Origin of the sequence: Sphingomonas sp. 8AM, assembly GCF_902506455.1 — a bacterium.
In the GTDB taxonomy this organism is placed as follows: domain Bacteria; phylum Pseudomonadota; class Alphaproteobacteria; order Sphingomonadales; family Sphingomonadaceae; genus Sphingomonas.
The window spans coordinates 2,047,433-2,059,853 of the sequence record NZ_LR733844.1 but is presented as its reverse complement, the minus strand read 5'-3'; the positions used below and the strand labels follow the sequence as shown (position 1 = coordinate 2,059,853).

Genomic DNA, 12,421 nt, shown 5'->3' with positions numbered 1-12,421 from the left:
ACATGCGGCCGCCGGCGTACCTCATCACCGAAGGCGTCCACGCGTTGCCGTGCATCGGCGACGGGCGGCAATCGGGGACGAGCGGCTCGCCGTCGATCCTCAATGCGAGCCCCGAGGCGGCGGCGATGGGCGGGCTGGCGCTGCTGAAGACCGGCGACCGGGTGCGGGTCGATCTGTCGAAGGGCACGGCCAACGTGCTGATCCCGGAGGCGGAACTGTCCGAGCGGCGTGCGGCGCTGGAGGCGGCGGGGGGATTTGCGTATCCGGCCTCGCAGACGCCGTGGCAGGAGATCCAGCGCGCGACCGTCGGGCAGATGAGCACCGGGGCGATCCTCGAAGGGGCCGAGAAGTACCAGCGCATCGCGCAGACGATGGGGCTGCCGCGCGACAACCACTGACGAGGTGGTTCATGCGGAGGCGCGGAGGGTCTTCTCTCCGCGCCTTTTTGTTCGCGCAGAGCACGCAGAGGGCGCAGAGCGGTTGCGCCGCGGGCACGGTTCCCGTCCACCACCGGGTGACGGTGGTCGCTGCCGCGGACCGTGGCCCCGTCGACCGCTTCGCCGCGTCCTCTGGGCGCTCTGCGCGAACTCAGGATTTCTCACGCGGAGGCGCGGAGGCGCGGAGGCGCGGAGGGTTGCTCGTGGCGTCCCTCCCGGCTGCGCCAGCAGCCTTTCGCATCGCTGTGATGACCGGAACGATGCGTCGCTCCCGACCTCTCTGCGCCTCTGCGCGCATGAAACTGCCGCACATGAACCGGTGGAGAAGAGGGGCAAGTGGCACGGTGTCGCGCCGCCAACAGCTTCGTGTTCGCGGCATCGCGTCGATTGAGTTCGCGCAGAGACGCGGAGGCGCAGAGAGGGGGCGTTTGCCGCCCGGGGCCAGAAACCATGTTCGTCATTGCGAGCGAAGCGAAGCAATCCAGGGCGTCCTGATCCGGCTCTGGATTGCTTCGCTACGCTCGCAATGACGGATGCGGCTTCGTTTTGAACATGCCTGCGGCGCCGGGCGAAACAGCTCCGCGTCTCCGCGTCTCCGCGCGAACAAAAAAAGGGCGGCCCCGCGAGGCCGCCCTTTCCGCATCCAAACGAACCGTAACACTTACCGCGGCGAGGCTTCGCGCTTGCCGTCGAGGCGGCGGGCGATGCCCCACGGGTTGGTGTCCGATACTGCGTCCGGCAGCAGGCTGGCGGGCAGGTTCTGGAGGCTGACCGGGCGCAGGAAGCGGTAAATCGCGCCGGTGCCCACCGAGGTGGTGCGGCCGTCGCTGGTCGCCGGGAACGGACCACCATGAACCATCGCCGGGGCGACCTCGACACCGGTCGGCCAGCCGTTGACGAGGATGCGGCCGACGCGGTCGGCGAGCACCGGGATCAGCCCCTTGGCGTCCGCCTCGTCCTCGGCGTCGATCTGGAGCGTCGCGGTCAGCTGGCCTTCGAGGCTGGCGATGACCTGCTTCAGTTCGTCGAAATCGCGGCACGCGACGACGATCGACGACGAGCCGAACACCTCGTGCCCGAGCGCGCGATCGGCGAGGAAGGCCGCTGCGTCGGTGCGGAACAGCGCGCCGACTGCCTGGTTGACGCCTTCGCCGACCTTGCCGCGCGCGACGGTGGTGACCGCCGCGTGCGAGGCGAGCGCCTCGACACCCTTTTCGAAGCTGGCGTGGATGCCGGGGGTGAGCATCGTCGTCGGCGCGCTTTCGGTCAGCGCCTGACCGGCGGCCTCGACGAACGCGTCGAGCGCCGGACCGGCGATCGCGAGCACCAGGCCGGGGTTGGTGCAGAACTGGCCGGCGCCCATCGTCAACGACTGGACATAGGCCGGGGCGAGCGCCGCGCCGCGCGCTTCGAGCGCGTGCGGCAGGATGACGACCGGGTTGATCGCCGACATCTCGGCATAGACCGGGATCGGCTCGTCACGCTCGGCGGCGATCTTCATCAGCGCCATGCCGCCGCCGCGCGAGCCGGTGAAGCCGACCGCCTTGATGCGCGGATCGCGGACGATCGCGCCGCCCAGCTCGTTGGTCTCGCCGGGCAGGTACGAGAAGACGCCCGCCGGCAACCCGGCCTTTTCGACCGCCCTGGCGATCGCGCGCGCGACCAGCTCGCCGGTGCCCGGATGCGCCGGGTGACCCTTGACGACGACCGGGCAGCCCGCTGCCAGCGCCGAAGCGGTGTCACCGCCCGCGACCGAGAAGGCGAGCGGGAAATTCGACGCGCCGAACACCGCGACCGGGCCGAGCGCGACGTTCATGCGGCGCAGGTCGGGGCGCGGCAGCGGTTGGCGATCGGGCATCGCGGGATCAATCGTCGCGTCGAGCCAGTCGCCCTGACGGACGACCTGCGCGAACAGCTTGAGCTGGCCGACGGTGCGGCCACGCTCGCCCTCGAGGCGGGCGCGCGGCAGACCGCTTTCCTGCATCGCGCGGACGATCAGCTCGTCGCCGAGCGCGAGAATCTCGTCAGTGATGCCCTCAAGGAAGGCGGCGCGGGTCTCGGGATCGGTCGCGGCATAGGTCGGGAACGCCGCGGCGGCGAGCGCGGCGGCGGCGTCGACCGCGTCGGGGCCGGCGGACGAGAAGTCCGGCGTCAGCGTCGCGCCGGTCGACGGATCGACCGAGGTGAATCGCTTGTCAGCCTGACGCGCCTCGGCGCCGATGAGCATCGCTCCGTCGATCATGATCGTCCTCGTGATGGGGAATTAGTCGGACATTAGTTAGGCGCCCGACCGTGATTTCGCAAGCCTTGCGGACCCGCGGCGAAGGGGTACGGACCCCTATTCCTCGGTTCGCAGCAGGACGGCCTCGCCGATCAGCAGGAACAGCAGGAACGGCGCCCAGGCGGCGAGAAACGGTGGATAGGCGCCGAGATTGCCCATCGCGAGCGCGAAACTGTCGGCGACGAAATAGGCGAAGCCGAGCGCCATGCCGATGACCGCGCGGATGAACAAAGCGCCCGACCGCGCGATCCCGAACGCCGCGACCGCGCCAAGCAGCGGCATCAGCACCGAGGACAGCGGACCGGACAATTTGTGCCACAGCACGCCCTCCAGCGCCTTGGTCGGACGACCGGCTTCCTCGAGGTCGCCGATCGCCTCGCGCAGGCCTGCGAACGACAAGGCGTCGCCGTCGACGTTGGCGAGCGTGAACTGGTCCGGGGTCACGCCGTGGCCGACGACCGTCGCACCCAGTCGCGTGACCGCGCCCGACGCCACGTCGAAGCGCCGCGCAGGCCAGATCCGCCAGCCATCGCCGTCGCGCTTGCCGCGCGGCGCGTTTATGAGCCCGCGCAGTCCGCCGTCGGGGTTGCGCTCATAGACGGTCACGCCACCCAGCTGTGCGCCCGCACCGCGTCCGCCGATTGCATCGGCCTGGATCAGGTCGTCCCCGGCGCGCACCCAGACGTTGCTGCGGTTGCCGCGGTCGATCGGCATCGTGCCGTAATTGACCTTCTGCCACGCGCCGAGCTCGGCGGTCGCGCGGCTGACGATGCGGTCGTTGAAGGCAAAGGTGACGATCGCGATTCCGACGCTGGCGATCACCAGCGGCGCGAGGACCTGATGCGCGGACAGTCCGGCGGCCTTGAGCGCCACGACCTCGCTGTTGGCGTTCATGGTGATGAGCGTCAGGATCGTGCCGAGCAGCACCGAGAAGGGCAGGAAGGTCGAGATCAGCTGCGGCGCGCGCAGCGAGACGTAGCGCCAAACCTCCGCATCGCCATTGCCGGCGGTGGCGAGGATGCGACCGCTCTCGCTGAGCAGGTCGAGCGTCTGCAGCACCAGCACCAGCCCGAACAGGATGCCGAAGGTGCGCGTCAGGAACAGCCGCGCCATGTAGATCGCGACGGTGCGCGACGGGAACAGCGCGCTCATGCGCGGGCCTCCTTGCGGCGGCGACCGGGCAGGTAGCGTGTCACCATCGCCCACGCCTTGCCGAAGAATCGCTCCAGCGTGCCGATCGGCTGCCCGCCGGGGACATTGGCGATCGTATGGTACATCCACAGGATCAGCACGGCGAAGATCACAAACGGAACCCACAGGGCGATCGCCGGATCGACCGAGCCGCGCTCGCCCAGCGAGGCGGCATATTGATTGATCTTGTGATACGTCACGACCATCACGATCGACAGGAACACGCCGAGCGCGGAGGTCGAGCGTTTGGGCGGGACGCCCAGCGCCACGGCCAGCAAGGGCAGCAGGAACATCGATGCGACCTCGACCAGCCGGAAGTGGAATTCGGCACGGCTGCCGTCGCGCTGTTCGGCGCTGCGGGCGGGGGCGTGCCCGAGCTTCGCCAGTTCGGGCAGCGTATATTCGAGGTTCTTGCCGCCGCGGGTGCGGAAGCTCTCGAAGCGCGGCAGGTTGATCGGCAGATCGTGCGCGGTGAAGGTCAGCGTGCGCGGAGTCGTGAAATCCGGGCGGTTGTGGATCAGCGTGCCGTTGGTCAGGCGGAAGATGATGACGTTCGGGTCGTCGGTCGCCAGAAATTGCCCGGTCGCAGCGGTGACGCCGACCCAGTCCCCCTTCGGCGATTCGGCGTGAACGAAGATCCCCGACAATTTGCGACCGCGATCCTGGCTTCGCTCGATCCGGAGCGTCATGCGATCGCCGAGGTGCGTGAACTCGCCGACCTTGATCGACGCGCCGAGCGCGCCGGTGCGCAGCTCGAAGCGGAGCTGCTCATAGGCGTAGCGTGCCTGCGGCTGGATGTAGCCGACGATCGCAATGTTGAGCGCGGCGAGCACGATCGCGTAATAATACGGCACGCGCAGCAGCCGGCCGTAGCTCATGCCGACCGCGCGCATCACGTCCAGCTCGCTCGACGTCGCGATGCGGCGGAAGGCGAGCAGCACGCCCAGCATCAGCCCGATCGGTATCCCCAGGCCGAGATACTCCGGGAGCAGGTTGGCGAGCATCTTCCAGACGACGCTGACCGGCCCGCCCTGCGTCGCGACGAAGTCGAACAGGCGCCGGATCCGGTCGAGGATCAGCAGCATCGCCGAGATCAGCAACGTCGAGAACAATGGCAGCGCGATCAGCCGGGCCATGTAACGGTCGATCGAGGTCATGGGCGGGGCAGCGCTGCCTTTGCGTGGAAGACGGGACGACCGGCTATAGGATGGGTCGGCGGGCGCGTCAGCAGCCGATTTGGGTCATTCGGCGGCAAGCGGTGCCGGATCGTCGCCGCGCGCCGCAGCGGCCGTGACCGCGCGATCGAGCGCGGCGAGCGTGAACGGCTTGCGGAGCACCGGATGGTCGCCCAGCGCAATGCCGCCATTGGCCTCTCCGGCAAAGCCGGTAACGAACAACACCGGCACCTGCGCGAAGGCGAGCGGCAGCGTCGCGATCATCTCCGGTCCGGTCAGCGCCGGCATCAGGACGTCGGACAGGATCAGATCGACGTGCTCCATCGTCTCCAGCACGGCGCCGACCCGGGTCGCATCGTCGCACGCCACGGGATGGTGGCCGAGGTCGGCGAGCGCCTCCATCGTCGCTGACAAAACGCGCGGATCGTCCTCGACGACGAGGATCGCGCGACCGTCGGTGGCCGGTGCCGCAGCCGCCGGAAGTGCCGGCGACGCGGGGACGGGGGCAGGTTGCGCCTTTTCCCCACGCCGGTCGCGCGGCAGCAGCAGCGTGACGGTCGTGCCCTCGTGAAGACGCGAGGCAATCGTCACCTCGCCGCCGATCTGACGCGCAAAGGAGAAGGTCTGGCTGAGCCCGAGCCCGGTGCCCTTGCCGAGCGGCTTGGTCGTGAAGAACGGCTCGAACACGCGGTCGAGTACGTCCGGCGCGATGCCGCAGCCGGTGTCGGCGACCGCAAGCGTCATGAAGTCGCCGCCTGGCCCCGACGTGCCGTCGCCAGGCAGCGAGGTATGGCCGGCGCGGATCGTCAGCGTGCCGCGACCATCCATCGCATCACGTGCGTTGACGGCAAGGTTGACGAGGGTGTTTTCGAGCTGGACGCGATCGACGCGTACGCACCACCCATCGCTTTCGTCTTCCAGTACCAGCGTCATTCCATCGCCGAGCGAGCGGGTGAGCATGTCGCCGAGCCCCTCGAACAACGCCGCTGCCGCGATTGGCTCCGGGTTGATCGCGGTCTCGCGCGCGAAGGCGAGCAATCGTGCGGTCAGGGCCGCGGCGCGCTCCGCTCCCTCGCGCGCGCCCTCCAGATGCCGCGCGGCCTCGTCGGCACCACGCGGCAAGTGGCGGCCGGCGAGTTCGACACCGCTGAGCACCACCGCCAGCATGTTGTTGAAGTCGTGTGCGATACCGCCGGTCAATTGCCCGACTGCCTCCATTTTCTGCACCTGTCGCAGCCGCGCCTCCTGCGCGCGCAATTCCTCCGTCGCGCGCGCCACGGCCTCGGCCAGTTCGTCGGCGCGCAGCCGCTCGCTCTCCGCCTCGTCGCGTGCGACCGCACGGTCCGCGAGCGCCTCGACCATGATCCAGCCCATCGTGATCCCGCCGCCGACCAGCAGCAGGCCGAACACCGCCAGCACCTTGGCGATGGTGGTCGAACGGCGGACGGAGGCGCGCGCCTGCGCGGTGCGCATCTCGAGCAGCAATCGCTCGTCGGTGATAATCCCGTCGAGCGAATCGTTGATGCGGGTGAGCGCGTCGCTTTGCCGCGCCTGATAGAAGCGCGAGAGCGCCTGGCTGTTCTTGCCGTAATTGGTGCTGAGCGCGGTCAGCGCCAGTTCGTCGCCGCGGGTCCGGAACGCCTCCTGCAAGACGGCGACATGCGTCAGTTGCACGTCGTTGTCGTGCGTCAGCTTGGCGAGCCGCTGGATCGCCTGTTTGGCGCGTCGCCAGTCGTCGTAGTAGATTTGCCCGAGTTGCTGGTCGCCGGAGATCACGTACCGGCCGAGCGACGCCTCGGCGTGCGCGACCGTGCCCTGCACGGTGCGCGCGAGAATCATCACGTCGTAGCTATGGCGCTGCGACGCGAGCGCGCGGTCGCGCTGCCCGTTCACCTCCGCCAGCGTGACGACGAGCAGCGCCAGCACCACCGCACCGGCGACTGCCAGCACGCCAAGCGCGACGGTGCGCCATGCCCAGGTCAGTGGTCCGGTGATGTCGTCGCGATCAGTCACGGCCGCGACGCTAGGTTAACAGGCGTTAAGAGAAGGCAAATGCGCCGTCATTTGGTCGCACCCGCGAGGCGTCCTGCCGCCGCGAACATCGTGATGACCCGGTCGATCTGCTCGGACGTATGTTCGGCACAGATCGAGCAGCGCAGCAGGAAGGTGCCCGAGGGGGTGGCCGGCGGGCGGGCGACATTGACGTACAGCCCGGCCTCGAGCAGCGCCTGCCACATCACCACCGCCTGCGCCTGATCCTGCAGGATCACCGCGACGATCGCCGAATCGCACGACTCGGTGCCGAGCGCGAAGCCCAGCCCCTTCAGCCCCGCGTGCAGCTGACGTGCGTTGTTCCACAGCCGGGCGCGCTTGTCGTGCGCGGTCATGAGCTTGCGCACCGAGGTGGCGGCGGTCGCGACCACCGACGGGGGGAGCGAGGCGGTGAAGATGTACGGGCGGCACGAGAAGCGCAGCCCCTCGAACTTCGGATGATTCGAGATGCAGAAGCCGCCGACCGTGCCGACCGACTTGGAGAAGGTGCCGATCACCAGATCGACGTCCTCGCCGAGCACCAAGCCTTGCGCCTCGTAGACGCCGCGGCCATGGTCGCCGAAGAAGCCCATCGAATGCGCCTCGTCGACCAGTACCATGCAGCCGTGCTTCTTTGCGACCTGCACCATCTCGCGCAGCGGTGCGATGTCGCCGAGCATCGAATAGACGCCCTCCAGCACCACCAGCTTGCCCGGTTCTTTCGGCAGCCGACCCAGCCGCTTGTCGAGGTCCTCGACCGAATTGTGGCGGAAGCGGACGATTTCGGCGTCGCCCATCTTGCAGCCGTCGTAGATCGACGCGTGGCTGTCGGCGTCGAGGATGACATATTCGCCGCGGCCCGCCATCGTCGAGATCGTGCCGAGATTGGCCTGATAGCCGGTCGAGAAGACGATCGCGCCGCTCGCGCCGTAGAATTCCTTGAGCGCGTCTTCCGCCTCGACGTGGTCGCGGAACGTGCCGTTGAGCATCCGGCTGCCGTTGGTGCCGCTGCCGAACTGTTCGAGCGCGCGGGTGCCGGCGGCGATCACGTCCGGGTCGAACGTCATGCCCATGTAATTGTAGGTCCCGAGCAGGATCGTCTCCTGTCCGCGGATCACCGCGGTGGTCGGCGAGGTGACCTGCTCCATGACGATCCCGAACGGATCGCGCACGCCCGAACTCATCAGGGCGTCGCGTTCGGCGAGCAGCGGATCGAACTTCGCGAACAGGTCGCGCGCGGGCGGCACGGCGACGGGCTCGGCGGGCCGCTTCTCGCTCTGGAGTCCGGTTTCGGTCATGCGCCTCAGCCCTTCAGCTTCTCGACCGCGTCGGCGAGCTGGCCGACGTTCTCGATCTCGGCCTGCATGTTCATCGTGATGATGATCTCGAATTCGTCCTCGATCGCGGCGACGAAGTCCATCACGGTCAGCGAATCCCACTCCAGGTCGCCCTGGAAGCTGGTCGCTTCGGTGATCGCGACGCCCTTCTTGTTGAAGGGTTCGATCTGCGTGCGCAGCGTGTCGAGGATGGCGGTGCGGTCGGTCATGCGAATGCTCTGGCCCTGAAATGCGGCGGTTGTCTGACGGCGCTATAGCAAGCCGTGGGCGCGATACCATCGTGCCGTGGCGGATAGCCCGTCAGCAATCGCAATTTGGGGACGCCACAGCGCGGGCGGCGGAGCCTTGGCGGGGTCGGCGGTCCAGTCGGGATGGACCATGTAGGCGACGCGGTCGGCGGTCAGCTTGGCCTTCATGCCGCGCAACATGCGGTCGGCGCGGGCGGCGGTGCGGAGCAGTCCGGCGGGCAGGGCGAGCGGGACGACGCGCCGTCCGACCGCCGCACCGATCGCGCGCGCGAAACCGGCATAGCTCAGCGGGGTGCCGTCGCTCGGCTCGTAGGTGGCGTGATCGCCGGGCGCTTCGGCGAGCGCGAGCAGCAGGCGGGCGAGATCGGCGACGTGGATGATCGACAGCCGCCCGCGCGGTGGGATCGGCACCACGCCGGTGCGGCGCGCGGCACGGAACAGATCGCGCTGCTCCATGTCGCCGGGACCGTAGACGCCGGGCGGGCGGACGATCGTCCAGTCGAGTGCGCTGGTGGTCACCACCGCTTCCGCCCCGGACTTGGACCAGCCGTAGTTCGACAGCGCCGGCTCGCGCGCTGCGAGCGAGGAGACATGGACGAAGCGGTGCACGTCCCACGTCAGCGCGGCGTCGACCACGTTGCGGGTGCCGTCGATGTTGGCGGTGGCGAAGGCGGCGCGATCCGGCGCGTTGACCGCCCCCGCGACGTGGATGACGGCGTCGGCGGTGGAGACGAGCGTCGAGATCGCCTGCGGATCGTCGAGCGCGCCGGCGATCCACGTCACGCCCTTGCGCGGCGGCTGCGGGCGGCGGGCGAGGGCGCGTACCTGATGCGCGGCGGCCAGCGCCCGTTCGATCAACGCGCCGCCGACGAAGCCGGTGCCGCCGGTCAGCGCGAGGATCACAGCAAGGCCATATGATTGCGGTGGACGAGCGCGGCGCGCGGCGCATAGCCGAGCAGTGCGGCATGTTCGTCGCTGCGTCGCCCGAGCAACCGTGCGGCCTCGGCGGCATCATATTCGGACAGGCCGCGCGCGATCGGGCCAGCAGGGCCGGCGATCGCGACCAGATCGCCACGTGCGAACGTGCCTTCGACGCGCGTGGCCCCGGCGGCGAGCAGGCTGCCGCCCTCGGTCAGCGCGCGTGCCGCGCCGGCATCGACATGGATCGTCCCCGCCGCCGTCAGCCCACCCGCGAGCCACGCCTTGCGCGCCGGGGCGGTCCGCTCGGCGACGAACAAGGTGTGGCGCGCGGCAGTCGACAGCGGATGCAGGGCGTGGCCCGAAGCGATCGCGAGCGCGGCGCCGGCGGCATTGGCGATCCGCGCGGCGGCAATCTTCGAGACCATGCCCCCCGATCCCATGCCCGAGGCGGAGCCGCGATCGGCCATCGCCTCGATGCTGGCGTCGATCCGCTCGACACGCGGGATGTGCTGCGCGCCGGGTTGCGCGGGGTTGCGGTCGTAAAGTCCGTCGATGTCCGAGAGCAGCACCACCCCCTGTGCGCCGGCCGCCTGCGCGATCCGTGCCGCGAGCCGGTCGTTGTCGCCGAAGCGGATCTCCTCGGTGGCGACCGAGTCGTTCTCGTTGATGACCGGGACCGTGCCGAGCTGGAGCAGCCGCCCGAGCGTCGCAGCGGCGTTGAGGTAGCGGCGGCGCTCCTCGAGATCGCCGAGCGTGACCAGTATCTGCGCGGCGGTCAGCCCCTGCGCGGCGAGCACGTCGGCCCATACGCCGGCGAGCGCGATCTGCCCGGTGGCAGCGGCGGCCTGCGCATCCTCAAGGCTGGCCCGTCCACCCCTGGCGAGCCCGAGCCGCCGGGCACCGAGCGCGATCGCGCCCGACGAAACGACCGCGACCTGCTGCCCGGCGGCGGTGCGTTCGGCGATGTCGCGCGCGATCCCCTCCAGCCACGTACGCCGCACGCCGCCGTCGGTATCGACGAGCAGCGCCGACCCGATCTTGACGATCAGGCGCGGGCAGGCGGCGGGAGGGAAGAGCGACATGACGCGGCGTTAGCGCGGGACGCCGCGGCGCTCAATCTCGCGCGAACATCTCGTCATGGGGCAGGGTGAGCGAAAGCGCCGGCAGCGGCACGTCGAACGGTTCGTCATGCGCGACATCGCTCCAGCCGTGCGGGCCGGTGCGCTGGATCACGCGCAGCCGCTCGCTGGCGATGTCGACAAAGACGATCGTATCGACGCTGTCGAGCGCCTTGTACTCTTCCAGCTTGGTGCGCAGGTCGGTGCGGGCGGTGGTGGCGGACAGCACCTCGAACAGGACGCGCGGATCGTCGAACGACTTGGCGGCATCGTGCAGCGGGTCGTTCTTGCCGCAGAACACCGACACGTCGGGGTAGCGGACCGACAGGTCGTGCGTGCGGGTCGCCATGTCCGACATGTAGGGCTTGCACCCGCTGCCCCGCAGCGCCGTCCGCAGGAGCGCCTGGATGTTACCGGCCACCTCGGCGTGCCGTGCCGATCCACCCGCCATCACGCGGATGATTCCGTTATCCAGTTCCGCCTTCAGGTCGCCGAAATCGAATTCGAGAAACTCGGCGGCGGTCAGCGTCGGATAGTCCGGGGCGATCTGCGTGACCATGGCGCCAACATAGTCGTCCGCGATGATGTTGGCTCCGGTTTCACACCGGCGACCATTCAACTTCCTGCTCCTCGCCGTCGTCGTCGACGGGGCGGTCGGGGGTCGGGATCGCCTCGAGCAACCGATCGAGCGCCCAGTCGACGCCGACGCCGCTCGCGCCCGAGATCGGGATCACTTCCGCGCCGCTCGCTTCCTCCAGCTCGGCCGAGAGCGCCGCGATCAGTTCGTCGTCGAGCGTGTCGATCTTGTTGAGCGCGACCACCACCGGCTTTCCGTCGAGCCCGCCGCCGTAGGCGCTCAGCTCGTCGCGAACGATGCGGTAGCTTTCAGCCACGTCCTTGTCGTTGGCGTCGATCAGGTGGAGCAGCACGCGGCACCGCTCGATATGGCCGAGGAAGCGGTCGCCGACGCCCGCGCCGTCCGCCGCGCCCTTGATGAGGCCGGGGATGTCCGCGACGACGAACTCGCGCTGCTTGTGGCGCACGACGCCGAGCTGCGGGCGGGTGGTGGTGAACGCATAGGCGCCGACCTTGGCCTGCGCGTTGGTGACCTGGTTGATGAAGGTCGACTTGCCGGCATTGGGGAGGCCGACGAGCCCGGCGTCGGCGAGCAGCTTGAGCCGCAGCCACACCCACGCCTCCTCATGCGGCCAGCCGGTGCCGTGCTGACGCGGCGCGCGGTTGGTGGACGTCTTGTAGCTGGCGTTGCCGCGCCCGCCGTCGCCCCCGCGCAGGAAGGTGACTCGCTCGCCCACCCGCGTCATGTCGGCAAGCAACGTGCGCTCCTCGTCGTCGGCGAGGATCTGCGTGCCGACCGGCACCCTGACGACAAGATCGTCGCCGCCCGCGCCGGTGCGATTGCTGCCCGAGCCGCCCATCCCACGCGGAGCGCGGAAATGCTGGGTATAGCGGAAGTCGATGAGGGTGTTCAGCCCCGCGACCGCCTCGAAGACGATGTCGCCGCCCTTGCCGCCATTGCCGCCGTCAGGGCCGCCATATTCGATGTATTTTTCGCGCCGGAAGCTGACGGCGCCGGGACCGCCCGAGCCGGAGCGGACGAAGATTTTCGCTTGATCGAGAAAGTGCATGGCGAGCCCCGTACCGCTTTAGCGCGGTTAAAGCGA

Annotated in this window: 10 protein-coding genes and 1 pseudogene; 1 reads left to right on the top strand and 10 read right to left on the bottom strand. The window is 69.2% G+C overall.

Going from position 1 to position 12,421, the window contains the following annotated elements; genetic code table 11:
* Positions 1 to 398, top strand: a pseudogene (locus BACI71_RS09645) (dihydroxy-acid dehydratase domain-containing protein); the annotation flags it as partial.
* A 700-nt stretch (positions 399 to 1,098) separates the two neighbouring features.
* On the opposite strand, the gene BACI71_RS09640 reads toward BACI71_RS09645, so the two are convergent.
* From BACI71_RS09640 to obgE, 10 genes are all read right to left on the bottom strand, one after another.
* A complete protein-coding gene (locus BACI71_RS09640; RefSeq protein ID WP_159758113.1) occupies positions 1,099 to 2,679 on the bottom strand; it encodes an aldehyde dehydrogenase (NADP(+)) in 1,581 nt (526 codons plus the stop codon).
* A 96-nt stretch (positions 2,680 to 2,775) separates the two neighbouring features.
* A complete protein-coding gene (lptG, locus tag BACI71_RS09635; protein ID WP_159758111.1) occupies positions 2,776 to 3,870 on the bottom strand; it encodes an LPS export ABC transporter permease LptG in 1,095 nt (364 codons plus the stop codon).
* Positions 3,867 to 5,066 carry an LPS export ABC transporter permease LptF gene (lptF, locus tag BACI71_RS09630; RefSeq protein WP_201297343.1) on the bottom strand — a complete coding sequence of 400 codons (1,200 nt, stop codon included), beginning with the start codon at positions 5,064 to 5,066 and terminating at the stop codon, positions 3,867 to 3,869. The genes lptG and lptF overlap by 4 nt, the downstream gene beginning before the upstream one ends.
* Positions 5,067 to 5,150: 84 nt before the next feature.
* Complete coding sequence (locus BACI71_RS09625; RefSeq protein ID WP_159758109.1) at positions 5,151 to 7,097, bottom strand: ATP-binding protein; 1,947 nt, start codon at positions 7,095 to 7,097, stop codon at positions 5,151 to 5,153.
* 47 nt (positions 7,098 to 7,144) lie between these two features.
* A complete protein-coding gene (spt, locus tag BACI71_RS09620; protein ID WP_159758107.1) occupies positions 7,145 to 8,413 on the bottom strand; it encodes a serine palmitoyltransferase in 1,269 nt (422 codons plus the stop codon).
* 5 nt (positions 8,414 to 8,418) lie between these two features.
* Positions 8,419 to 8,661, bottom strand: coding sequence for an acyl carrier protein (locus tag BACI71_RS09615; protein ID WP_028965121.1), 243 nt, complete (start codon positions 8,659 to 8,661; stop codon positions 8,419 to 8,421).
* 42 nt (positions 8,662 to 8,703) lie between these two features.
* Positions 8,704 to 9,603: an NAD-dependent epimerase/dehydratase family protein gene (locus BACI71_RS09610; protein ID WP_159758105.1), complete on the bottom strand. Its 900-nt coding sequence runs from the start codon at positions 9,601 to 9,603 to the stop codon at positions 8,704 to 8,706.
* Positions 9,600 to 10,703: a glutamate 5-kinase gene (gene proB / locus BACI71_RS09605; protein WP_159758103.1), complete on the bottom strand. Its 1,104-nt coding sequence runs from the start codon at positions 10,701 to 10,703 to the stop codon at positions 9,600 to 9,602. Before proB ends, BACI71_RS09610 begins: the two co-directional genes overlap by 4 nt.
* Positions 10,704 to 10,734: 31 nt before the next feature.
* On the bottom strand, positions 10,735 to 11,298 hold the full coding sequence (locus BACI71_RS09600; RefSeq protein WP_159758101.1) for a Uma2 family endonuclease: 564 nt from the start codon (positions 11,296 to 11,298) through the stop codon (positions 10,735 to 10,737).
* Between the two features lie 40 nt (positions 11,299 to 11,338).
* On the bottom strand, positions 11,339 to 12,385 hold the full coding sequence (gene obgE, locus BACI71_RS09595; protein ID WP_159758099.1) for a GTPase ObgE: 1,047 nt from the start codon (positions 12,383 to 12,385) through the stop codon (positions 11,339 to 11,341).
* Positions 12,386 to 12,421 lie beyond the last annotated feature (36 nt).

What these genes read in the sequence shown, in the direction of transcription:
- BACI71_RS09615 (WP_028965121.1), bottom strand. Translation starts at nt 8,661, where the DNA reads ATGACCGACCGCACCGCCATCCTCGACACGCTGCGCACGCAGATCGAA.
- BACI71_RS09600 (WP_159758101.1), bottom strand. Translation starts at nt 11,298, where the DNA reads ATGGTCACGCAGATCGCCCCGGACTATCCGACGCTGACCGCCGCCGAG.
- obgE (WP_159758099.1), bottom strand. Translation starts at nt 12,385, where the DNA reads ATGCACTTTCTCGATCAAGCGAAAATCTTCGTCCGCTCCGGCTCGGGC.
- spt (WP_159758107.1), bottom strand. Translation starts at nt 8,413, where the DNA reads ATGACCGAAACCGGACTCCAGAGCGAGAAGCGGCCCGCCGAGCCCGTC.
- lptF (WP_201297343.1), bottom strand. Translation starts at nt 5,066, where the DNA reads ATGACCTCGATCGACCGTTACATGGCCCGGCTGATCGCGCTGCCATTG.
- proB (WP_159758103.1), bottom strand. Translation starts at nt 10,703, where the DNA reads ATGTCGCTCTTCCCTCCCGCCGCCTGCCCGCGCCTGATCGTCAAGATC.
- BACI71_RS09640 (WP_159758113.1), bottom strand. Translation starts at nt 2,679, where the DNA reads ATGATCGACGGAGCGATGCTCATCGGCGCCGAGGCGCGTCAGGCTGAC.
- lptG (WP_159758111.1), bottom strand. Translation starts at nt 3,870, where the DNA reads ATGAGCGCGCTGTTCCCGTCGCGCACCGTCGCGATCTACATGGCGCGG.